A 22910-nucleotide genomic window follows, 5' to 3' on the forward strand; every position below is an offset into this window, starting at 1 on the left:
CAGGCATAATCAAATTTATATATATATAAAAGGTAAAGTTATAAAACGTGGAGTAGAATAAATTAATATACGTTTCTCTATATTACACAGGAAGTATTATAAAGAAAAAGTTTTTGAAAGCTATTTACAAAAGAATTAAAAAAGTCTATAATTATATATAAAGAAACGATGTATACTATAAAGAAACGAGCATACAATCAAAATCAATACTTTAACTAAGTATATCTTTTACTTTAATTACATATGAAAGGAAGGAAGAATGAAATGATTAAATTAAAATTTTACGGACTAGGAGGACAAGGTATAGTAACAGCAGCAAAAATGTTGTCAGAAGCAGTATCCTTGAATGAAGGAAAATACGCTATTACAGTACCAGCATATGGACATGAAAGAAGAGGTGCACCTGTTAATACCAGTATCATTATAGATGATGAGCCAGTGTTATTAAACTCATTTGTTTATGATCCTGATATTGTATTAGTGGCAGATAGTTCAATTATAGATAAAGGTATAGACATTTCAGAAGGTATCCATGAAAATAGTATTTTGGTATTAAATACTGAAGACGAAAATATTTTAGAACGTTACAAGAAGTATAATTTTAAAGAATTATATTATGTGGATGGAACTAGAGTAGCAGTAGAAAACATAGGCTTGGCAATTCCAAATGCTTCAATGCTTGGTGCATTGGCAGCAACAGGTTTAGTTAAAATTGAATCAATTGAAGATGCTATTAAAATAACATTTGGTAAAAAGGCGGGTGATAAAAATGCAAAAGCAGCAAGAGAATCTTATGAAAAAATCAAAAAAATGTAGTGTATATGGACCGGTGGCTAATGTGTATGCTGCTGCAAACACAGGAAGCTGGAGATTAGAAAGACCAAAAGTTGACTTTGAAGCATGTGTGAAATGTGGAACTTGTGAAAAATATTGTCCAGCAAATGTAATTGATGTTATAAAGGATAAAGTCGAGTGTATTGAAATCGATTTTAACTATTGTAAAGGCTGTGGAATTTGTGCAAATGAATGTCCTAAGAAATGCATTAGTATGGTACCGGAAAGGAGTGACGTTTAATGTCTTATAAAATGCTAGATGGAAATGGAGCAGCAGTTGAAGCTATAAAAATGGCAAAAGTGAAAGTAGTATCAGCATATCCAATAACCCCTCAAAGTACAATAGCAGAAAAGCTATCAGAATTAGTAGCATCAGGAGAATTGAAAGCAGAATATGTTCGTGTTGAATCAGAGCATACAGCTTTATCAGTGGCGACAACAGCTCAGTTAACAGGAGTGAGAACAGCAACTGCTACAGCATCACAAGGATTAGCTTTAATGCATGAAGTATTAGGAATGACATCAGGAGTAAGAGTTCCAATCGTAATGCCAGTTGTAAATAGAGGACTTGCAGCACCATGGACATTATGGTGTGAACATGGAGATGCAATGGCAGAAAGAGACTCGGGATGGCTGCAATTCTATTGTCAAAATGTACAAGAAGTATTTGACATGACGATTATGGCATATAAGGTTGCGGAGGATGAAAAGGTATTGACACCAGCAATGGTATGTTTAGATGGTTTCTTTCTTTCTCACTCAATGCAAAAAATAGATGTACCAAGTCAAGAATTAGTAGATGAATTTTTAGGACCATATGTTCCTAAAAATACATATTTAGATACATCAGATCCTATGTTTGTATGCAACTTAACAGGGTCTGATGATTATACAGAAATGAGATATCAACAAAAGGTAGGGATGGATAACTCATTTGAGGTTATAGAAAAGGCACAAAAAGAATTTGAAGAAAAGTTTGGAAGAAAGCTAAGTATTGTAGAGGGATATAGAACAGAAGATGCAGATGTAGTATTAGTAGCATTAGGTTCAATGTGTGGTACTGCAAAATATGTAGTTAACAAATTAAGAGAACAAGGTAAAAAAGTAGGATTAGTAAAGATTGTAGTATTTAGACCATTCCCAGTAAATTATCTAAAAGAAGTTTTAAAAGGAAAAGAAGTAATTGGAGTATTTGATAGAAGTGCTGGATTAGGTGGTCAAGGTGGTCCAGTTTGGAGTGAAACTTGTGCAGCTATGAAAGCAGCAGATTGTGATATAAGACACTATGTAGGCGGACTTGGAGGAAGAGACGTTACAGTAGATACTATAGAAAAGATATTTAATGAACTTTTAGAAATAAAAGAAGGAAAAAGAAAAGATCATACAGAGTGGATAGATGTAAAAGAAAATGCTATGGATATAAGGCAGGTGGAAAAAAATGCACGAGATTAAACATAATTCAAAGGGATTAATACCACATGGAGTAAGTGCATGTGCGGGTTGTGGAATGGAATTAGTTATAAGAAATGTTTTGGATGTATTAGGTGAAGATACAATAATTATTATACCACCAGGATGCTCAGCATTATTTTCAGGTTACGGAAATGAAACAGCAATAAAAATTCCAGGATATCAAGGAAACTTAGAAAATACTGCAGCAGGTGCAGCAGGAGTAAGAGCAGCATTAAATGCAATGGGAAATACTCATACAACAGTTGTTGGTTTTGCTGGTGATGGAGGAACTGTTGATATAGGACTTCAATCATTATCTGGCGTACTAGAAAGAAGAGATAAAGTGCTTTATATATGCTATGATAATGAAGCTTACATGAATACAGGAATACAGGGTAGCAGCTCAACACCATTCCTAGCAAGTACAACAACTACACCAGCAGGAAAACCAACTGGAAGAAAAGATTTAATGCAAATAGCAATTGCGCATGATATACCTTATGCAGCAACAGCTTCAATTTGCAATTTAACAGATTTAAAGAAAAAAGTGCAGAAAGCAAAGGATACAGATGGACCATCTCTATTGCATATAAACACACCATGTCCTACAGGATGGAGATATAATCCTGCTAAGACAATAGAAGTAGCGAGAGCAGCTGTACAAACAGGATGCTGGGTTCTATTTGAATATGAAGATGGAAAAATCACAATAAATAGTAAGCCAAAGGAATTAAAGCCTGTGGAAGAGTATATTAAACTTCAAGGAAGATTTAAAGGTTTAAGTTCAGAGCAAAGAGAAGAATTACAAAAATATACTACAGAACATTATGAAAAATACATTAAGAGATTAGAGAGTATGGTTTAATACAAACATTAATAAGATAAGGAGTATTGTAAAAAGGCAATAACTCCTTACTTTCATAATTATAACATTATTAGAGGTGAGAAAATGATAAATAGTTTAAATGACTTAATAAAGCAAGTAAGAAGTAGAAAAAAGAGAAAGATTGCTGTAGCGGCAGCAGAGGATTTAGATGTACTAGATGTAGTTGAAGTAGTTAAAAAACTTGAATTAGCGGAGTTTATCCTTGTGGGTGATAAAGAAAAAATAGAAAAAATAGCAGCAGATAATAATAAGAGGCTTTTGTGTGAAGTGGTACATGAACCTGATCATAAGAAAGCGGCAGAAAAGGCAGTTGAGCTTGTGGTAAAGGGTGAAGCAGGAGCAATAATGAAGGGATTGCTCCATACAGGTACTTTTTTAAAGGCAGTTTTAAACAAAGAAAAGGGATTAAATAGAGGAAAATTAGTAAGTCAAATATCTGTCTTTGACAAAGAATCTGGAGAAGGACTTCAGTTACTTACAGATTGTGCAATGGCTATACAACCGTCTTTAGATGAAAAAAAGCAGATTATAGAAAATGCTGTAGCTTTAGCATTAAAATTAGGGTATGACAAGCCCAAAGTTGCATTACTTTCAGCACTTGAGGTAGTAAATCCGGCAATAAATGATACTTTAGAAGCGGCTATATTAAGTAAAATGGGAGATAGAGGTCAGATAAAAAATGCTATAATAGATGGACCTTTAGCGTTAGACAATGCAATATCTCTAGAGTCAGCAAAGCATAAAGGTATAGAAGGTGTAGTAGCAGGACAAGCCGATATTTTAGTAGCACCTAATCTACAAGTAGGAAATGTGTTAACAAAAGCACTTACTTATTATGCACATAAAGATGTAGCCGCAGCCGTAATAGGAGCAGGAGCGCCTGTAATTATGACTTCAAGAGCTGATTTTGTAAAAAATAAAGTTCTTTCAGTAGCACTTGCAAGTTATATATCATAATAGAATATTATAATAGAAAGTTAAAATGGAAGAGCTAGGAAAAGTTCTTCCATTTTAATTTACAACTTATCATATAAAATATATTTTTTACAATAATTTTATATCAAAATGCTTATGGTATGAGGTTGTAGTTAGTATATAAATACAAGCAGCTATGTTGCATAGTAGCCATCATTATGATAATATCGTATTTGAATACTGTAAAATAATGCTTAATAAAAAGTTTTAAAATTAAAATTGTATATGATATTACATATGTATAAAAAGGTGGTTTAATAATGGATAACGACAAATATTTGCTTAGCTCAGTTTATAATACATTAGAAGTATTAGATTTACTAAGTAAATATGAAGAAATTGGACTTGCAGAAATTAGTAAAGAATTGGGTATGGGAAAAGCAAGTGTTTTTAGAATGCTTTATACTTTGGAAAAAAAAGAATTTGTCTATAAAACATCTGATGCTAAGTATAAGCTTGGAATAAAATTTGCTCATTATGGCTCAATTGTATTAGAAAGACAAAATAAATTTTCTATTGCTAAGCCGTTCTTGCAAAAGCTTAGAGATAAATATAATGAGACTACTCATTTAGCTATTCTTGATGAAAACTACAATATTATTTTTATGAATAAGGAATCTAGTAATTCTACTATACAAATGACATCGAAAATAGGTGCTAAATTGCCAGCATATTGTACTGGAACAGGTAAGGTACTATTAGCAAATATTTTAGATGAGAAATTAGAAAAAAAAGTACAGGAGTTTAAATTTGAAAAAAGGACAGAGTGTACTATTACAGATCCAAATGAATTTATTGAAGAATTAAGAAAGATAAGAATACAGGGATATGGTGAAGATATAGAAGAGTGTGAGATTGGATTAGTATGTTATGCAGCTCCGATAAAAGATATTAATGGAAAAACAGTTGCAGCAATAAGTATTTCAGGACCAACAGCACGAATGAAACAGAGTAAAGAAATTTTAATATGTTCAATTAAAGAAGTTGCTGAGGAGTTATCAAAAGCAATAGGATATAATGTTTGAATAATTAAATTGAAAAGAGCATATGTACAATGTAAATAGTATTTTAAGAATCAGCTTATAATTGTCAACTATAAGCTGATTACAAAAACATTAAAGTATATGACGAGTTTATTTTAAATTAGATTTGGATAGAAATTAAATTTCAACTGCAATATTAAATGCTGAGAAAGTAGCATTCATTATATTCTTTGGACTATCACAGTCACCAACAGCGAATGTATCTAAAGGCATTTTAGATGCAAGTTCTTTGTATAGTTTGTTATCTGCTTTAAGTCCAAGAGCAATGACTGTAGTATCAGCTTCAAGAGTATTAATATTTCCATCTTTATCTTCTATAACAACACCATTGTTATTAAATTCGTTAATTTTGCTGTTTCCAACAAATTTAGCGCCAGCTTTTTTAACTTCATCAAGTAAAGAGAAACGAATAATATAGAACATACTCTTACAGAAATCTCCATCAGGAATCATATCAACTACAGTAACATCTTTTCCTTGTCTAGCTAAAGCTAATGCTGATTCAACACCAGTTAGGCCACCGCCACAAACAATAACTTTTTGTCCAACTTTGGCTGTACCATTATCAACATCGCAAACATCTTTAACGTTGTCATTATTAATACCAGGTATATTTGGTCTAAAGAATTTAGCTCCTGTTGCTACGATGACAGCATCTGGTTTTTCTTTAAGAATCATGTCTGCAGTTGCTACTGTATTTAATCTAATGTTAGCACCACATTCTTCAGTTTGACGGATTATCCAGTTTTTATAATTACGTAATTCTTGTTTAAATGGTAAAACACTGGCATCATGAAGTAATCCGCCAAGCTTGCTTGATTTTTCAATTATTGTAACATTATGGCCACGTTCGGTTAAGGTTAGAGCTGATTGCATACCAGCAGGACCGCTACCTATAACGTATACATTCTTTTTAACATCAGCCTTAGGAACATTACGATAACGGTGCTCACGTCCAATCTTTGGATTAACTGCACATCTTAAAGGTAAACCATGGTATATAGCACCACATCCATCCATACATCTTATGCATGGACGAGTTTTATCTTCATGTCCTCTTATTGCATTTTCAATCATATTAGGACCAGCCATTAAAGAACGGCACATACCAACAATATCAGCTTTACCTTCAGCAAGAATTTGTTCTGCTTCTTCTATAGAATATATGTTACCTACAACTGATACAGGTATAGAAACTGCTTCTTTTATTCTTTTTGAATATTCTACATTAATCATGTGTGGTTGTAAATATGAAGGGCATAGCCACATAACACCTGTTTCGTTAAATACATTTCCTCTGGAGACGTCAATACAGTCAACATATTTTTGAACTTCTTGTGCATAGATTAGAGTTTCATCAAACTCAAGACCACCAGGAGTCATTTCATTTGCACTCATACGAATTTCAAGAGGATAATTTGGACCTACAGCATCACGAATTGCCTTTATTACTTCCAATGGGAATTTCATACGATTTTCAAATGATCCACCATATTCATCAGTACGAATATTACTTACTGGTGATAACAATATAACTAAAAGATTTATAGATTATATTTCAAGTTTAGATTTATAGAACAGGCTTAAAGTAAATAAGAAGGCATATAGAGTCAGAAATGAGATTAATTTTGTATGCCTTAATCAATCCACTAGCTAAGTTTAACATCATAAACTTTAGAAAGCAAGAAAAGGGAGTGCTGCAATAGCAATTTTTTAGATTGCTTTGAACAGTCCCTTTTATAGATAAATCTGCTTAAAAGTTGAAAATTAAAAATGGACAACTTTTATTATTACTAAGCATTATAGATTCTTTGTCAAACCAGTTTTCTCATTAAAGGCCTCGATGTATTTATCAAGTTCTGGTCCCATTTGGTGAAGCTTACCCCAGTAATTATCATAATCATACCATTGTGCATTTAATTCTTCTAAATCATATTGTTGTTGTTCAATCCATGTATAGTATTTAAGATTATGAATACGTTTTTTACTTTGATATGTTAATTCTTCCATACTATCAGTTCTAACGCCTAAAACATTTCTATTATGATCTATAGCACCATCAACAACTTCATAAGCCCTTCCTCTTTCAGCAGTCATTTCTTGTAATCTTGATTGATACATTTCTGCTGAATCAGTAAGTACTGTTATTACCATATCATTTTCATTTAATTCATAATATTTTGCGAATTTGATACATGAAAGTATATTTGCTGAACCTGATATACCAACCCATGAAAGCTTTTTAATTACATCCTCTTTAACTCCTGCAGACCTTAGATATTCTTGCCCAGCAGGTTCATTAAATAGACGGAACATAGCTAAACTATCATTATCATCTATTGCAATAACCATATCTGTATTTTTTACATTATGAATCCACGGCACATGTTTGTCTCCAATGCCTTCAATTCTATGTTCACCAAAACCATTGCTAAGCAGTGTCGGACATTGTAATGCTTCGCCAACTGCAAATTTAGCATTTGGATACTGATCCTTTAAATAGTCTGCACTGCCTAAAGTTCCAGCTGATCCTGAAGTTAAACATACGCCAGCAAGTTTTCCCTTCTCACCAGCTTCAGCTTTAATAACTGATTCCATAGCACTGCCGGTAACTTCATAATGCCATAAGTGATTACCGAGTTCACCAAATTGATTAAATATAACAACATTATCTCTTGTTCTTCTTAGTTCCCATGTTTTATCGTAGATTTCTTTTACGTTACTTTCAGAACCAGGGGTAGCAATAACTTCTCCAGCTACTTTTTTGAGCCAATCAAAACGTTCTTTACTCATATTTTCCGGTAGGATAGCAATTGAACTGCAGCCTAATAATGCTGAGTTATAAGCTCCCCCACGGCAGAAGTTACCTGTTGAAGGCCATACTGCCTGATGGTAAGTAGGATCAAATTGACCAGTTACTAAACGTGGAACTAGACAAGCAAAGCTTGCCCCAACTTTGTGAGCTCCTGTTGGAAAGAACTTTCCTGCCATAGCAAAAATTCTAGCTTTAACACCTGAAATTTCAGAAGGAATTTCAATATAGTTTGGTAATTTGTTGTACAAACCACCTTTTGCTACAGGCTCATTATACCAGGAAATTCTAAATAAATTAATGGGATCTATGTCCCATAATCCTGTTTCTTTTAATCTAGCTTTAATTTTTGCAGGTACCTTGCTGGAATCTTTCATTTGTGCTAGTGTTGGAATAATGATGTTTTTTTCTTTGGCACTGGCTGCTGTTTTTTTCAATTGTTCTTCATTGATTGTTAAATCGATCAATTTATGCATCCTTTTTACCTCCTAATTTATACAAATTAAAATTAGACTAACTAGTTAGTCAACATATTCTATTCTTTAGTATATAATATTTCTTATTATATGTCAAAAATAACCATAGATAATCCAGTATAAATTGAGTTTATATGATAAATAAAATATATAAATTTGATTATATATTAAAAAGTTGGTAATATCAATTTGTATGAATTTATGGGGAGGTTAGAAATGATTACATATATTATAGTATGTCCGCTGGTTTTTATTGCAGGTTTCGTAGATGCAATTGCAGGTGGAGGAGGACTTATATCACTTCCAGCATATATGATTTCAGGTATTCCGGTTCATTTTGCTATTGGCACAAATAAAATGAGTTCCTGTATGGGGACAATTATAGCTACATGTCGATATGCTAAAAATGGATATATAAAGTTGAAACTAGGAATTTGCAGCGCAGTTTGTGCTTTGATTGGGTCACCGCTTGGAGCTCTTCTTTCCTTAAAAATAGAAGACTTCTATTTTAAAATTTTAATGCTGTTCATTTTGCCTATAACAGCATTTTATGTTTTACGCAAGAATAACCTTGAGGATAATAAAAAGGAAACATTAATTAATTATAAAACTTACATAACATGTATGATAATTGCATTTTTTTTAGGAGTTTATGATGGCTTTTATGGTCCAGGAACAGGAACGTTTTTATTGCTATTATTGACAAGCATCGCAAATTTGAGCATGAATACTTCTGCAGGAATAACAAAAGCTATAAATCTATCATCAAATATAGCTAGTCTAGTAACGTTTATTATAAATGCAAAAGTATTTTTAGTTTTGGGTTTGGTCGCAGGTTTATTTAGTATTGCTGGAAATTATATTGGCTCTGGTTATTTTACAAAAAGCGGATCAAAAGTAGTACGTCCTGTAATTATAATTGTACTTACGATTTTTTTCATTAAAATATTAGTCGAGATATTATCCAAGCAATTATAATTGCAATTATGAAACTGATAAGTAACCTGGTATACCGCATTACTGCCATGATGCTGCAGTGGGTAAAAGATGTTATTAAAGAAGATTATTAATATGTATTTAGGAGTGTGAAATATATGGACGAATTAGAAAAAAGAAAAATAGAATTACGAAATCATAAAGGAAAGATGGTTAGACACTTTAAAAATAAAAATTACTTAATATTAGACTTTGCAACACATACTGAGACAGAAGAAGAATTAGTTATATATAAAGCTCTTTACGGTAATTGCGGTGTATTCGCAAGACCAATAGACATGTTTGTTAGTGAAATAGATCATGAAAAGTATCCTGAGATAAGCCAAAAATGGAGATTTGAATTAATTAAATAAAAGAAATCATTTTTATTTCTCTAATTTTATTTATTTCTGACTTAATATGGTCACTTTAGTATAAACCCTTTTAGGAATTATGATGAAATATAAATTCTATTTTAGCTAAAAGTGAAGAAATTGTTGCAATTTTATCAGATATGTATTAGTATATAGTAAAATTAATAATTCAGATGAAGATAGTGGGAGAGTTATGGCTTTTGCCATTCACCGAAGAAGTAAATCTTTCAGGTACCTATTTAATTATAGAGATGACCGCTATTGGATGAATCCTTGGAGAGACTCTTTATTGAGCACCGAAGGAGAAAGTCGCATGGCGAAACTCTCAGGTAAAAGGACAGGGAAAAGGTAACACATCTTACAAAAGTAATACATAATCAATTACTTCATTTAGATCTTATCTATTCCCATTTGTATCTCCAATCACAAAATATTTATATAGGAAAAAGCATTTTCAGTATATGCTTTTTGACTAAGATGGAGGGATAAAATGGATCAATTAACATCAGAAAATCAAAATTTATCAAGAGGACTAAAAAATCGTCATGTCCAATTACTTGCAATTGGAGGTGCAATTGGTACTGGATTATTTCTTGGTTCAGGCAGGTCCATTCACTTGGCTGGTCCATCTATTCTATTTGCATATGCTATAACAGGAATTATTTTATTTTTTGTAATGCGTGCCCTTGGCGAATTATTGCTTTCTAATTTAAATTACCATTCTTTTGTAGAGTTTGTGTACGATTATCTAGGAGAAGGAGCAGCATTCATTACTGGATGGACATACTGGTTCTGCTGGATTTCACTTGCTATGGCCGATGTAGCTGCCACTGGACTTTATGTACAATACTGGATTCCCAATATACCTCGATGGGTACCAAGCCTTATAGTTCTTGTAATTTTACTAATTATGAACCTTACTGCGGTAAAATTATTTGGTGAAATGGAATTCTGGTTTGCATTAATTAAAGTCGTTGCAATTTTGGCGCTTATTATAGTTGGTACATTTATGATTATTAAAGGATTTTCTACAAATGCCGGTGTATCTAGCTTTTCAAACCTTTGGAGACATGGCGGTTGGTTACCAAATGGGGTAAATGGTTTTATACTTTCATTTCAAATGGTTGTATTTGCGTTCACTGGAATCGAATTGGTTGGTTTGACAGCTGGTGAAACTGAAAATCCAGAGCATGTTATTCCAAGGGCTATCAACAACATTCCAATTAGAATTATTATTTTCTATGTCGGAGCACTTGCTGTTATTATGGGAATATATCCATGGAACTCAATCAATCCAGCTAAAAGTCCATTTGTACAGGTATTTGCCTCAGTTGGAGTTGCAGCAGCAGCAAGCATTGTAAATTTTGTTGTACTAACATCAGCTGCATCTGCTTGTAACAGCGGTATTTTCAGTACAAGCCGTATGGTCTATTCTCTTGCTAAAGAAAATAATGCACCTGAGTCAATGAAAAAATTAACTTCTAACCATATACCTTGCAATGCTGCAATATTTTCTGCAGCCGTTATCTTGATTGCAGTTATTTTAAATTATATCATGCCAGGTGAAGTATTTGTACTAATTACAAGTATATCAACATTTTGCTATATATATATTTGGGCAATTATAGTTATCTGCCACATGAAATATCGTAAAACTAAATCTGAACTTGCTGCCAAGAACAAATTTAAAATGCCACTTTATCCAATCATGAACTATATAATTCTAGCATTCTTTGCTTTTGTTATAGTTACATTGGCACTTAATAATGAAACTCGTGTAGCCCTATTTGTAACGCCTGTATGGTTTGTAATGCTTGGGGTGATTTACAAGGTATTTAAATCAAAAAAGAAAATTGAAGAAGATAGCAAAAGAAATTTAGCATAGGCTAACACTTAGGAAATTCTCTGAACGTTTTAAATAAGTGTGTTTAATTGTAGGTGACAGTTCTAAGAGTAGAAAGTAGGAATTTGCTATGCTATAATGACATAGAGGTGAATGTAATATGGATGATGAGGTGAAAGTCCCAAACCATATATATCAAATGTCTACAATAAATGCACTTGTTTCGGGACTATATGATGGCTGTGTTTCATTATCTAAACTTCTTAAAAAAGGAAACTTTGGAATAGGTACTTTTAAAGGTCTAGATGGTGAACTAACTCTCTTAAATGGAACTTTTTATAGGACTAAACCTGATGGCAGTGTATACGTATGTTCCAAAAATGTATCCGTTCCTTTTGCTGTAGTAACTGAAATGGAGAGTTATAACACTTATAATATTCAAAATTGTACTTCTTATGAAGATATAAGAAAAGAATTGGACAGCTTTATAGAAAGCAAAAATATATTTTATGCTTTCTATATGGAAGGTAGATTTAATTATGTAAAAACACGTACTGTTGTAAAACAGAATATGCCTTATAAGCCTATGGCTGAAGTTGTTAAAGATCAGCCTATGTTCGAATATAATGATGTTGATGGATATGTGATTGGATTTAGATGCCCTGATTATGTTGAAGGTCTTAATGTTCCTGGATATCATTTCCACTTTATAAATAAAGATAAGAAATTTGGTGGACATATAAGCGAATTTTCTATTGAAAGTGTAAAGGCTTATGTACAGAACTGTTCCTGCTTTAGAATGGAACTTCCTAAAAATGAAAATTTTTATAATATGGAAGTACAAGATAGAAACGATGAGATAACAAGTGTTGAAAAATAAAGTATTGATAGAAAAAACACTAGACAGTGCTAATAACAATGTCTAGTGTTTTTTCTCTTGTTCAATTTTTTCATTGAGTTCATTTAGGTAAGTCCACCTGTCCATCTTTTTTTCTAGCTCTTTTTCCAGTGAATTCTTTTCGGATAAGAGATCTTCAAGAAGTGCATAATCAGATGAAGCAGCTTCCATTTCTATTTTCTTTTCAGATATAGATTTTTCTAGATTTTCAATTACCTCATCTATTTTGTCAAATTCCATTTGTTCTGCATAGGTAAATTTTAAAGGCTTTTCTTTTTGCAACTTATAATTGTTTTTAGCTGTATTTTTCTTAGGGGTTATTTTTTCCTCTGATATTTTTGTAGCTTTGTGAAAATAGGAATAGTTTCCTGTATATTGAGTGATTTTACCATTTCCTTCAAAAGAAAATATTTTATCAACTGTTTTGTCAAGGAAGTATCTGTCATGGGATACAGCTATAACAGTTCCTTCAAAATCATTAATATAATCTTCTAGGATTGTAAGTGTTTCTATATCCAGATCATTTGTTGGTTCGTCCAGCAAAAGTACATTAGGATAATTCATCAGTATTTTTAGAAGATATAATCTTCTTCGTTCTCCTCCTGAAAGTTTTCCAAGGGGAGTCCATTGAACTGAAGGTTCAAATAGAAAATTTTCAAGTACAGAAGAAGCACTTATTTTTTCGCCCGATGGAGTTGAGGCATATTCTGATGTCCCACGTATGTATTCAATTACCCTTTCATTCATATCCATATCAGAAATTCCCTGAGAATAGTATCCTATCTTTACTGTTTCACCTATATCTATAGTACCGCTGTCCGGCAGAATTTTTTGAGTTAAAATATTCATAAGAGTGGATTTACCGCTTCCATTAGGTCCAATAATACCTATCCTATCATTATTTAATACGTTATAAGTGAAATTTTTAATTAATGTCTTTTCACCAAAACTCTTGCTTATGTTATCCAGGTTTATGACTTTTTTACCGATTCTTGTACTCTGAAGACTAATATTAAGTTTTGATTTATTCAAAGATGTACCTTCTGTAGTTAATTGTTCAAATCTTTCTATTCGGGCTTTTTGTTTTGTACTTCTTGCTTTTGCACCTCTTCTTATCCAGGAAAGTTCTTTTCTTATAAGATTTTGCCTTTTTCTTTCATTGGCATTTTCAGTTTCAAGTCTTTCAGCTTTTTCTTCGAGAAAGTTACTATAGTTTCCTGTATAACTATAGAGTTTTCCCCTGTCAAGTTCAAACATTCTATTAGTTATTTTGTCCAAAAAAAATCTATCATGGGTTACCATAATGAGGGCACCACTTCGTTTTGTTAAGAACTCTTCTAACCACTCTATGGTTTCATCGTCAAGGTGGTTTGTAGGCTCATCAAGTATTAAAATATTTGAAGTGGTTATAAGAGCAGATGCAAGAGCTACTCTTTTTTTCTGACCTCCAGAGAGCACAGATATTTTTTCATTAAAATCATTTATTCCAAGTTTGGTTAAAATAGTTTTAGCCTGACTTTCAATTTCCCACACATTTTGTGCATCCATTTTGGAATTTAAGGTTCCAATTTTAGCTTGAAGACTCTTGTCTTCTGGATTCTTTTCAATAAGTTTAAGAGTTTTTTCATATTCTCGTAAAAGGCTCATAACAGGAGAAGTGCCTCTAAAAATCTGCTCAAGTACTGTTAGATTACTGTTTGTAAAATCAGAATTTTGTGGAAGGTATCCTATAGAGGCTTCTTTTGACTTAGTAATTTTACCTCCATCTGATGTTTCACATCCTGCAATTACCTTTAAAAGTGTGGATTTTCCTGTACCATTTACACCTATAACACCTATTTTGTCTCCTTCATTTATACCTAGACATATATTTTTAAATAATATTTTTTCACTGTAACTTTTACTTATATTTTCTGCAGTTAACAAGTTCATTTTTTCACACATCCTTTATTTTATCATATCATGTATTGGGGCTAGACCCAAATATAAAAAATTCCAATAGATTTAATTTATATAAATTTATTGGAACTTTTTATTACAAATAAGATTTTATAGCGTCTCTCCATACTTTATAGCCTTTCCCGTTTACATGTAATCCGCCTATAGTGTATTCTTTATAAAGTTTATTTTGGTTTGGCAGAGTAAAGAGGGGATACAGATTTATATATTGTACATTTGAGTTTTTACAAAGGTCATTTAAGGATACATTTAAATTTGTTATCTGGTTATCTTTTGTTTTGGTTTTATATATATCTTTATTTATAGGAAGAACACTTTCTACATATATTAAAGTGTTAGGAGAATCAGTTTTTATATTTTGTAGTATCCTAGAATAATTTTTTATAATCTTTCCTATAGGTAATCCTTTGTCAATGTCATTTATTCCAAGCATAATAAAAATTTTTCGAGGTTTTAATTTTGTAATTTCACTTAATCTGTTTAAAGCTCCAGAAGTAGTATCAGAACTAATGCCGCGGTTTAATATATCAGGATTATCTAGCAGTTCATTCCACTGTCCAATGTCTGTAAGACTGTCTCCTAGAAATACTATTTTACCTTGTTCTCTGTATGAGTTTACATAAGTCGTAACCTTTTCAATGTAATACTCAGAATAAATTTTAGGATCCAAATTTATATTTTTCAGTATATCTGTATCTTCAGAGATGACAGTATTGCTTGAAAAACTTGTGGCTTGAGGTGGTGGAGAATTTAAGGATGATTTTAAACAATTATTTGAATACAATATAATTGAAAATATTGTTATGGTACTTATTATTAGTAGCAGCTTTTGTAAATTTTTAGTTTGCATGGACATCCTCCTTAAATTTTAAAAAATATATATATCTATCTTTACTTATTATGATAAAAAGTATGTAGGATAAATCCTGAGTAAAGGTAAAATTAAGTTAAAAGTTAATACAATATTAAGAGACTAAACAATTATTTAATATATGTGACATATTGTTGTCACATATATCGTATAAAATAATAAATGTACTTAGGTAAAGTTTAATAATAGTAAAATAATAGTCCCCTCTATTATTCAAATAGGCACTGATAATTGGCAGTGCTTATTTTTTATGAGTAAATTGTATTTAATTAAAAACATTGGTACAATTGGATATAAGCTTATAATAACAAAATTATATTTTAGAAAGGTCGTAATGTTTTATGAATCCAGTAGCATTTTCTATTAATGGCTTTCAAATAAGATGGTATGGTATAATGATAGCTTTAGGAGTTATGGCAGCACTTTTTTTAGCTAAATTCAACTGTAAAAACAAAAACTACAATTTTGATAATATAGTAGATACTTTTTTAATATCTTTTCCCTTTGCTATAATAGGAGCTAGAGCCTACTATGTTATTTTTCAATTTCAGGATTATAAAGATAATATTATAGATGTATTCAATATAAGGCAAGGGGGTCTTGCTATTCATGGAGGACTTATATTTGGGCTTACAGCTGCGTATATATACACCAGACATAAGAAAATAGATTTTATAAAATTAGCTGATTGTGTAGCACCTTCTATAATACTTGCTCAGGCAATAGGAAGGTGGGGGAACTTTTTTAACGGAGAGGCTCATGGTGGACCTGTAAGTTATCAATTTATAAGTAAATTTCCATTGTTTATACAAAAGGGAATGTTTATAGATGGAACTTATTATCACCCTACATTTTTGTATGAATCTCTGTGGAATTTAACTGTGTGTATAATTCTAGTATATATTTTGAGAAGAAGGCATAATAGGGGTTCTGTAATAGCAGCATACATAGGTTTGTACTCACTAGGAAGGTTTTTTATAGAAGGACTTAGAACTGACAGTTTAATGCTTGGAAGTATAAGAGTAGCACAGTTAGTTAGTCTTACAGGAGTTATATTTAGCATAGGCTTTTTCATATATTTAAAGCACAAGAAAAGTATAAACTCATTATAGATATTCTAAACAAAAAATAAGATTACACTCCGAATATTTTTTACACCATTCAGCTCGTTAAATATTTTGATAAGTCTAAGTGAAAAATTTAAAAAATATAAGAACTTTTGAAAACTCGTACCTCAGACAATTCAAAAGTTCTAATTTTTTATATAAATTTTTCACTAAGACTTATGTACAAAATATTTAAATGTGCTTCATTATTGTAAAAAATATATCTGCGTATAATCTTATTTTTAAGTTAGAAAGCATTTATAATATAGTTAATAAATATTTTAAGTCTAAAATATGATTTATATAGAATTTCCAATTGAAATTTAAACTTATACGTAAAATGTAATGACAAAGTTGAAAGCACATTTAAAAACTTTTCAATAAGTCTTAGCGAGGTATTTTAGAAAATCTTAGGAGCTTAGATATGTCTGAGGTACGAGTTTATCTAAGGTTCTTAGATTTTCAAAATACCGAGCTTTAGACTTGTCAAAAGTTTTTATGGTGCTGAAATTTGTCATTACATGCTTTGTATAAGGTTACTTTCAAACTGCAAAATCTATATCTGTATTTGATTTAAAGGTTTTATTCTGTCAATGTTAGATTCAGTGTTTTGTTACTTCCATTTCTGTTTACGACAATTTCCACTGTATCTCCAGATTTGTGAGTAGCTTTTATATCATTTATATCACTTATAGACTTTACAGATTTACCGTCAAATTTTTGAATAACATCTCCAACCTTAAGTCCACATTTTTCTGCGGCACTAAATTCTTGTACTTCTGCTACATATACACCTTCAGGTACATTATATGCTTGAGAAAGCTGTGAATTTATATCTCTACCTGCAATACCTAGCTTTAAAATAGGTTTTAAAAGACCACTTAATTTAGGTTTTACAGTGTCTATTGGTATTGCAAATCCAATTCCTTCTACTCCACTTCCACCTATTTTAGCAGAATTTATACCTATTACTTGACCTGCAGAATTTACGAGTGCACCGCCGCTGTTACCTGGGTTTATGGCAGCATCTGTTTGAAGATAGTCCTGAGTATTATTGCCAACTTTAATATCCCTATTTGTTGCACTTATAACACCAGTAGTTACAGTACCTAATAATTCTTTACCAAGAGGATTTCCTATAGCTACTACAGAATCACCTACCTGAAGATTCTTTGAATCACCTAATTCTGCTACAGCTGGCATTTTTTCATTGGTAGTTACTTTAATTATGGCTAGATCCAGGCCTGCATCATAATTTACTACTTTCGCAGTTGCTTCTTTTTTATTGTTAAATATTACACTTACTTTTTCAGCAGACTCTATAACATGATAATTTGTAAGTATATATCCATCCTCATTTATTATTATACCTGAGCCCATGCCGTCATCCTGGCTGTCACTACTGCTGCCGTTTGATTGACTTTCATCAGATTGGCTGTTACCAGAAAATCCAAATATATCGGATGACTGAGAAGCAGTTTTTATAGATACTCCAACTACAGCAGGACCTACTTTTTTTGCTATTTCAGATACGGTAAGGCCGCCTTTCACAGTTGATACAGGGGAAGCACTTATAGTAGAAGATTTTTCACTTCCTGTATTTTGGAAAGCTAGATTTTGATATAATGGGGTGCTCTTAAACATACCTAATTTTGGTACAAAATATAAGGCACCTGCAATTGAAATACTTCCACCTAGTATACTGCATACTAATCCTACAGCTATATAAGACATAAATTTTTTACTTCTTTTAAGTTTGTCTTTGAACTTAGTTTTTAAACTTATCTCTGAAGTATCATATTTGTTGTTGAAATTGCCCATGTAAGTACCTCCTAAAAAATTTTATTATTTATTTCATGTATATATAATAGATTTGCTTTGTTACAGTTGTATGACAGAAGTGTTAATGAGTTGTGACAATTTTGCTTGAAATTTTACTAAAGAGTATTGACAATACTTATTTATTATTATAACATAGGTTGTGCAATTAATTAGGAGGCTAACTAAATGGAAAGCAAAGTAAAATGTGAACCCTGTGATAAATTTATAACATATTGGCTTAGAGTAATTTATAGAAATATGACAAATTTACATAATAGTAAGCTTGCTAAATATGGTTTGACTACATCACAAGTAGGAGTACTTGTACACTTATGGATAGAAGATGGGTTAACTCAGAAGGAAATAGCCGAAGAACTTCAATTAAGACCAGCTTCCATTACAGGACTTGTAAATACTTTAGTATCAAAGGGATGGATAGATAGAAAAGAGGATACTAAAGATGCTAGAATAAATAGAATTTATCTTACAGAAGAAGGAAAAAACATAAGGATTAAATGTATGTCAGCAAACGATGAAATAGAGGAAATCTTAAGTAGTGGGTTTTCAAAAGAAGAAAAACAGCTTATGCTTTGTTGGCTGAAAAAATTGAATAAGAATTTATTATAGAACAGCCTAAAATATTTAGGCTATTAACTATTTCTATAGGAGGAATTAATTTGGAACGATCAGTAAAATTAAGAGATGAAAAGGTTGGTAAATTACTATTGGAATTTTCTATACCAGCTATAATTGGCATGCTAGTTAACTCGCTTTATATTGTAATAGATAGGATATTTATAGGAAGAGTTGTTGGAGCTATGGCTATATCAGGTGTAAGTTTGACTTTCCCTATATCCATAATTATAATGGCTTTTGGTATGCTTGTAGGAATAGGTGCTGCAGCAAGGATATCCATAAGACTGGGAGAAAACAATAAAGATGGAGCAGAGCACATATTAGGAAATGCATTTGTACTTTTAATTATAGTTTCTATAGTAATTACAATTTTGGGACTTATTTTTGTGGACCCTATGCTGAGGGGGTTTGGAGCTAGTGATAACACTATAGGTTATGCTAAGCAGTTTATAACTATTCTAATTTCTGTTTCTATATTTCAAACTGTAGGTTTTGGATTAAACAATGTAATACGTTCAGAAGGCGATCCTAAGACGGCAATGAATACAATGCTCATAGGTGGTATATGTAATATAATATTGGATTTCCTATTTATATATATACTTCATTTTGGAATAAGAGGAGCGGCTATAGCTACTTCAATTTCTCAGGGGATAAATATGATATGGGTACTTCATTATTTCTTAAATGGAAATAGCATGCTTAAAATAAAAAAGAAGTATCTTCGTTTAAACAAAGATATAGTTACAAGCATTTTTTCAATAGGAATGTCTCCTTTTGCAATGCAGATTGCTGCAAGTTTGGTGAATGTGATATTAAACAAAAGCTTAGGAATATATGGGGGAGATTTAGCTATAGGTGCTATGGGTATAATAAATGGTATAGCTACTATGATACTTATGCCTATATTTGGAATAAATCAAGGAGCACAGCCAGTAATTGGATTTAATTATGGAGCCAAATTGCATAGACGTGTAAAAAAAGCATTGTTACTTGCAATTGCAGCAGCAACTTTTGTATCTGCAGCAGGAGGGATTGCAGTTCAAATTTTTCCTACAGCTTTAGTAAATATGTTTAACAAATCTGATATGAATTTGACTAATATAACTGTAAATGGAATAAAAATATTTATGATTATGTTCCCTATAGTAGGATTTCAAATAGTAAGTTCTAACTTTTTTCAAGCTATAGGAAAAGCTAAAATATCTATGTTTTTGGCACTTTTAAGACAAGTGATAGTTCTTATTCCTATGCTTCTTATACTTCCAAGAATATTTAAGCTAAATGGAGTGTGGATGGCAGCTCCTGTATCCGATGCTGCAGCTTCCATATTGACGGCTTTGTTTTTATATTTTGAAATTAGGAAGTTAAATTCAAATGGAAAAGAAAATGTACATTCACCAGAAGTATCTGCAGAATGCACAAAGTAATCAATTCACAATGTACGATGCACAGTTCACAATTAAGGATGATTTTCTGTTGTTATAGAAAATCTACCGAAATTGTGCATTGTGAACTGTGAATTAAAAAAGAGGTATGGTATGCATAAGTGGTGTGATTCATCTATACTTGGAGAGATGTATGAAAGATCAATGGAAAAGGAAGAAAGAAAACGGAAGGGGAGTTTTTATACTCCTCATTACATAGTTGACTATATAGTGAAGAACATTATGTCAAATTTGGATCTTAAAAAAAATCCTTGTATAAAAGTATTAGATCCTTCTTGTGGAAGTGGACATTTTCTAGTAAGAGTATATGAGATTTTAATGGAAAAGTTTAGTGAAAATTTAGATCACATTAGAAATGCTTTTAAGGATAAAATTTATACCGTTGAAACTGAAGATGGATTAAAGAGAATAGATGGGATTCACTATTGGCAGCAGGAAAATTTAAGTCTTCATATATTAAAGAAATGTATATATGGCGCAGATATAGACAGTACAGCTGTAGGGCTTACAAGAATTAATTTAAGTAAAGTTAGCGGCATAAACATTAACATAGAGGACAATATCATATGCTGCAACAGTCTTATAAAGTGGAATGAAATTGATGATATAGAAGAATACAAGGAATCTAATATTCAATCTGCTGCTAAATTTTGGAATAGGAAATATGATTATGTACTTGGAAATCCTCCCTGGGTATCTTTAAGTCGAAAGAATAAGATGAATATAGAAGATGGATTATTACAGTATTATAGTGAAAATTATAATGGAAATACATATTTACCTAATCTGTATGAGTATTTTATAAAAAGGTCTATGGAAATATTAAAATCTGGAGGAAGATTTGGATTTGTAGTTCCTGATAGGCTGTCACGAAATCTTCAATACAGTGAACTTAGAAAGAGTTTACTTGAAAATTATAATATATTAAATCTTGTGTTTGAGATAGATTTTCCGGAAATAAACACGGATTCTATGATTATAATAGCAGAAAATAAACATAAAAAGGTAAATAAGATAAAAATAGATATTTATAAAAAGAGAACATATGAAATGTATCAGCATGAATATCTGAGAAATTCAAAATTTAAGTTTACATATTGCTGTTATAATCAAAACTTGAAGATAAAGGATTGCATAGAGAAAGATAGCAGCAAATTAGAAATCATTTGCAAGACTTTTACAGGATTTATAGGTTATAGTAAAAAAATAACTCCTATTAAAAAAAATGAACATCAGGTTGAAGTATTAAAAGGGGAAAACATAAAAAAATTTCAAGTTTTAAACAATTACTATTATGATTTTGTACCTGAAAACATAATAGGTGGAACTAAAAATATAGAAAAGCTTACTTTTAAAAATAAATTAGTAATAAGAAAAACTGGAAAAAATTTAATAGCAGCTTTGGATGATAAGGGACGTATAATAGAACAATCTCTATATGGAATAATAAGTACAAATGAGGAATTTTCCCCTCAGTATATTTTGGCAATATTGAATTCAGAGTTAATTCAATGGTATTATTTAAACTTTTTAATTACCAATTCTAATTCTATTCCACAAATTAAAAAATGCAATTTGGATGAAATACCAATAAGACGCTGCAGCAGACAAACTAAAGAAGATATAGAAAAATTAGTTTACAAAATTATGAATGATAATGATGAAGAAAGAAATATGTTGAAGAAAATATTAGATGACGAGATATTTGAATTGTACAATATTGATTATAATTATAGAAGAATTATATTGAATGATATTGAAAATAATTAACTCAACTTTCGCAGTTTAAAAATATTGCGTCGCAATATTTTTGAGAGGACAGAGGACAATTGACAGAGGACAGTGAAGGAGGATTTTTCTCCCCTGCACTACGAAAAATCTTTAATTAGATTTTTAATGACTCATTTCGCTAAAGCGAAATATTGCTGACTTATATAAATTTTAAGCTTTTTTGCATTAGCAAAACAAGCTTAAAAAAATAAATTAGTTTTCTGAATAAGGAAGAAAACTTACCTTCACTGTCCTATGTCCTTTGTCAATTGTCCTCTAAAAAGTGCTTTGCAATATTTTTATATTAAGTAAAAATTTTATGTGTGCTGTTTCACATTCTGTATACAAAAAAGTACTTGATTTTTAGTTATGTTCTCCCTAATATATTTATTAAGGATGGTGAAGAATATGAAAAATTTTAAGCTTTAATTCATTTCAGATTTTATAAGTATCCAAATATAAATAGTAGATAGGGGGGTAAATAATTTATGATTACTTTATTTGGAATTTTATTTGCAATTTTTGCTCTATATATTGTATTTTCTTTATTGGGAATTATAGTACTTCCACTTGTAGGCATAGTTATATTTCTAGCTTTTATAATGGCTATCATAGGATTTGCTTTTAAAATAGTATTTTCACTACCTTTTTTAATATTCGTTATTATACTTGGATTTTTATATTTTAGTAAGAAATAGTTTATAAAAATGTTGACTTATTATGAACAAGAT

Annotated in this window: 20 protein-coding genes and 1 riboswitch; of the genes, 15 read left to right on the forward strand and 5 right to left on the reverse strand. The window is 31.1% G+C overall.

Translation table 11 applies throughout. The annotated features are described in order from the left end of the window. Positions 1–264 precede the first annotated feature (264 nt). The 6 genes from WY13_RS16435 (at position 265) to WY13_RS16460 (ending at position 5172) form a co-directional block, all read left to right on the forward strand. Positions 265–816, forward strand: a complete 552-nt coding sequence (locus tag WY13_RS16435; RefSeq protein WP_063556666.1) for a 2-oxoacid:acceptor oxidoreductase family protein — start codon at positions 265–267, stop codon at positions 814–816. After that, complete coding sequence (locus tag WY13_RS16440; RefSeq protein WP_242866534.1) at positions 794–1075, forward strand: 4Fe-4S binding protein; 282 nt, start codon at positions 794–796, stop codon at positions 1073–1075. Before WY13_RS16435 ends, WY13_RS16440 begins: the two co-directional genes overlap by 23 nt. Further along, positions 1075–2286, forward strand: coding sequence for a transketolase C-terminal domain-containing protein (locus WY13_RS16445; RefSeq protein ID WP_063556668.1), 1212 nt, complete (start codon positions 1075–1077; stop codon positions 2284–2286). Before WY13_RS16440 ends, WY13_RS16445 begins: the two co-directional genes overlap by 1 nt. Continuing rightward, the gene (locus WY13_RS16450; RefSeq protein WP_063556669.1) at positions 2273–3151 is read left to right on the forward strand and encodes a thiamine pyrophosphate-dependent enzyme; all 879 of its coding nucleotides are present in this window, start codon (positions 2273–2275) and stop codon (positions 3149–3151) included. Before WY13_RS16445 ends, WY13_RS16450 begins: the two co-directional genes overlap by 14 nt. Before the next feature lie 84 nt (positions 3152–3235). After that, positions 3236–4129: a bifunctional enoyl-CoA hydratase/phosphate acetyltransferase gene (locus WY13_RS16455; RefSeq protein WP_063556670.1), complete on the forward strand. Its 894-nt coding sequence runs from the start codon at positions 3236–3238 to the stop codon at positions 4127–4129. A gap of 278 nt (positions 4130–4407) precedes the next feature. Further along, positions 4408–5172, forward strand: coding sequence for an IclR family transcriptional regulator (locus WY13_RS16460; protein WP_063556671.1), 765 nt, complete (start codon positions 4408–4410; stop codon positions 5170–5172). Positions 5173–5307: 135 nt separating this feature from the next. On the opposite strand, the gene WY13_RS16465 is transcribed toward WY13_RS16460, so the two are convergent. Both WY13_RS16465 and WY13_RS16470 read right to left on the reverse strand, forming a co-directional pair. Continuing rightward, on the reverse strand, positions 5308–6720 hold the full coding sequence (locus WY13_RS16465; RefSeq protein WP_082848545.1) for an FAD-dependent oxidoreductase: 1413 nt from the start codon (positions 6718–6720) through the stop codon (positions 5308–5310). A 270-nt stretch (positions 6721–6990) separates the two neighbouring features. Then, positions 6991–8478 carry a pyridoxal-phosphate dependent enzyme gene (locus tag WY13_RS16470; protein WP_063556673.1) on the reverse strand — a complete coding sequence of 496 codons (1488 nt, stop codon included), beginning with the start codon at positions 8476–8478 and terminating at the stop codon, positions 6991–6993. Positions 8479–8694: 216 nt separating this feature from the next. On the opposite strand from WY13_RS16470, the gene WY13_RS16475 reads away from it, so the two are divergent. The 4 genes from WY13_RS16475 to budA all read left to right on the forward strand — a co-directional run bounded on the left by WY13_RS16475 (position 8695) and on the right by budA (position 12550). Then, entirely contained in the window at positions 8695–9456 is a 762-nt protein-coding gene (locus WY13_RS16475) for a sulfite exporter TauE/SafE family protein (protein ID WP_063556674.1), read from the forward strand. Positions 9457–9572: 116 nt separating this feature from the next. Continuing rightward, entirely contained in the window at positions 9573–9827 is a 255-nt protein-coding gene (locus WY13_RS16480) for a DUF1653 domain-containing protein (protein WP_347459480.1), read from the forward strand. 263 nt (positions 9828–10090) lie between these two features. After that, a riboswitch (glycine riboswitch) is annotated at positions 10091–10178 on the forward strand. A gap of 139 nt (positions 10179–10317) precedes the next feature. After that, positions 10318–11712, forward strand: coding sequence for an amino acid permease (locus tag WY13_RS16485; protein ID WP_063556675.1), 1395 nt, complete (start codon positions 10318–10320; stop codon positions 11710–11712). Positions 11713–11830: 118 nt separating this feature from the next. Then, positions 11831–12550 carry an acetolactate decarboxylase gene (budA, locus tag WY13_RS16490; protein WP_063556676.1) on the forward strand — a complete coding sequence of 240 codons (720 nt, stop codon included), beginning with the start codon at positions 11831–11833 and terminating at the stop codon, positions 12548–12550. 42 nt (positions 12551–12592) lie between these two features. Here the strand turns inward: budA and WY13_RS16495 are convergent, their stop codons facing one another. Together WY13_RS16495 and WY13_RS16500 are read right to left on the reverse strand one after the other, a co-directional pair. Beyond that, the gene (locus tag WY13_RS16495; RefSeq protein WP_063556677.1) at positions 12593–14500 is read right to left on the reverse strand and encodes an ABC-F family ATP-binding cassette domain-containing protein; all 1908 of its coding nucleotides are present in this window, start codon (positions 14498–14500) and stop codon (positions 12593–12595) included. A gap of 103 nt (positions 14501–14603) precedes the next feature. Next, the gene (locus WY13_RS16500) at positions 14604–15377 is read right to left on the reverse strand and encodes a GDSL-type esterase/lipase family protein (protein WP_063556678.1); all 774 of its coding nucleotides are present in this window, start codon (positions 15375–15377) and stop codon (positions 14604–14606) included. A gap of 362 nt (positions 15378–15739) precedes the next feature. Here WY13_RS16500 and lgt point away from each other — a divergent pair, with 362 nt between their 5' ends. Continuing rightward, positions 15740–16510, forward strand: a complete 771-nt coding sequence (gene lgt / locus WY13_RS16505; RefSeq protein ID WP_063556679.1) for a prolipoprotein diacylglyceryl transferase — start codon at positions 15740–15742, stop codon at positions 16508–16510. A gap of 576 nt (positions 16511–17086) precedes the next feature. Here the strand turns inward: lgt and WY13_RS16510 are convergent. Then, positions 17087–18325 carry a S1C family serine protease gene (locus tag WY13_RS16510; RefSeq protein WP_063556680.1) on the reverse strand — a complete coding sequence of 413 codons (1239 nt, stop codon included), beginning with the start codon at positions 18323–18325 and terminating at the stop codon, positions 17087–17089. A 186-nt stretch (positions 18326–18511) separates the two neighbouring features. On the opposite strand from WY13_RS16510, the gene WY13_RS16515 reads away from it, so the two are divergent. From WY13_RS16515 to WY13_RS16530, 4 genes are all read left to right on the forward strand, one after another. Next, positions 18512–18952, forward strand: a complete 441-nt coding sequence (locus WY13_RS16515; RefSeq protein ID WP_063556681.1) for a MarR family winged helix-turn-helix transcriptional regulator — start codon at positions 18512–18514, stop codon at positions 18950–18952. Positions 18953–19002: 50 nt separating this feature from the next. Continuing rightward, positions 19003–20391, forward strand: coding sequence for an MATE family efflux transporter (locus WY13_RS16520; protein WP_063556682.1), 1389 nt, complete (start codon positions 19003–19005; stop codon positions 20389–20391). A 111-nt stretch (positions 20392–20502) separates the two neighbouring features. Beyond that, positions 20503–22179 carry a TaqI-like C-terminal specificity domain-containing protein gene (locus tag WY13_RS16525; protein WP_063556683.1) on the forward strand — a complete coding sequence of 559 codons (1677 nt, stop codon included), beginning with the start codon at positions 20503–20505 and terminating at the stop codon, positions 22177–22179. 488 nt (positions 22180–22667) lie between these two features. Further along, positions 22668–22877 (forward strand): hypothetical protein, encoded by a 210-nt coding sequence (locus WY13_RS16530; RefSeq protein WP_063556684.1) that lies wholly within the window; start codon positions 22668–22670, stop codon positions 22875–22877. Positions 22878–22910 lie beyond the last annotated feature (33 nt).

It is taken from the genome of Clostridium ljungdahlii, from assembly GCF_001636845.1.
Taxonomy (GTDB): domain Bacteria; phylum Bacillota; class Clostridia; order Clostridiales; family Clostridiaceae; genus Clostridium_B; species Clostridium_B ljungdahlii_A.

Bases quoted from the DNA above. Each gene is read 5' to 3' on its own strand.
- WY13_RS16450 (WP_063556669.1), top strand. From the start codon at position 2,273: ATGCACGAGATTAAACATAATTCAAAGGGATTAATACCACATGGAGTA.
- WY13_RS16495 (WP_063556677.1), bottom strand. From the start codon at position 14,500: ATGAACTTGTTAACTGCAGAAAATATAAGTAAAAGTTACAGTGAAAAA.
- WY13_RS16470 (WP_063556673.1), bottom strand. From the start codon at position 8,478: ATGCATAAATTGATCGATTTAACAATCAATGAAGAACAATTGAAAAAA.
- WY13_RS16445 (WP_063556668.1), top strand. From the start codon at position 1,075: ATGTCTTATAAAATGCTAGATGGAAATGGAGCAGCAGTTGAAGCTATA.
- WY13_RS16530 (WP_063556684.1), top strand. From the start codon at position 22,668: ATGATTACTTTATTTGGAATTTTATTTGCAATTTTTGCTCTATATATT.
- WY13_RS16440 (WP_242866534.1), top strand. From the start codon at position 794: ATGAAAAAATCAAAAAAATGTAGTGTATATGGACCGGTGGCTAATGTG.
- WY13_RS16475 (WP_063556674.1), top strand. From the start codon at position 8,695: ATGATTACATATATTATAGTATGTCCGCTGGTTTTTATTGCAGGTTTC.
- WY13_RS16500 (WP_063556678.1), bottom strand. From the start codon at position 15,377: ATGCAAACTAAAAATTTACAAAAGCTGCTACTAATAATAAGTACCATA.
- WY13_RS16485 (WP_063556675.1), top strand. From the start codon at position 10,318: ATGGATCAATTAACATCAGAAAATCAAAATTTATCAAGAGGACTAAAA.
- WY13_RS16525 (WP_063556683.1), top strand. From the start codon at position 20,503: ATGCATAAGTGGTGTGATTCATCTATACTTGGAGAGATGTATGAAAGA.
- WY13_RS16510 (WP_063556680.1), bottom strand. From the start codon at position 18,325: ATGGGCAATTTCAACAACAAATATGATACTTCAGAGATAAGTTTAAAA.
- lgt (WP_063556679.1), top strand. From the start codon at position 15,740: ATGAATCCAGTAGCATTTTCTATTAATGGCTTTCAAATAAGATGGTAT.
- WY13_RS16515 (WP_063556681.1), top strand. From the start codon at position 18,512: ATGGAAAGCAAAGTAAAATGTGAACCCTGTGATAAATTTATAACATAT.
- WY13_RS16435 (WP_063556666.1), top strand. From the start codon at position 265: ATGATTAAATTAAAATTTTACGGACTAGGAGGACAAGGTATAGTAACA.
- WY13_RS16460 (WP_063556671.1), top strand. From the start codon at position 4,408: ATGGATAACGACAAATATTTGCTTAGCTCAGTTTATAATACATTAGAA.
- budA (WP_063556676.1), top strand. From the start codon at position 11,831: ATGGATGATGAGGTGAAAGTCCCAAACCATATATATCAAATGTCTACA.
- WY13_RS16455 (WP_063556670.1), top strand. From the start codon at position 3,236: ATGATAAATAGTTTAAATGACTTAATAAAGCAAGTAAGAAGTAGAAAA.
- WY13_RS16480 (WP_347459480.1), top strand. From the start codon at position 9,573: ATGGACGAATTAGAAAAAAGAAAAATAGAATTACGAAATCATAAAGGA.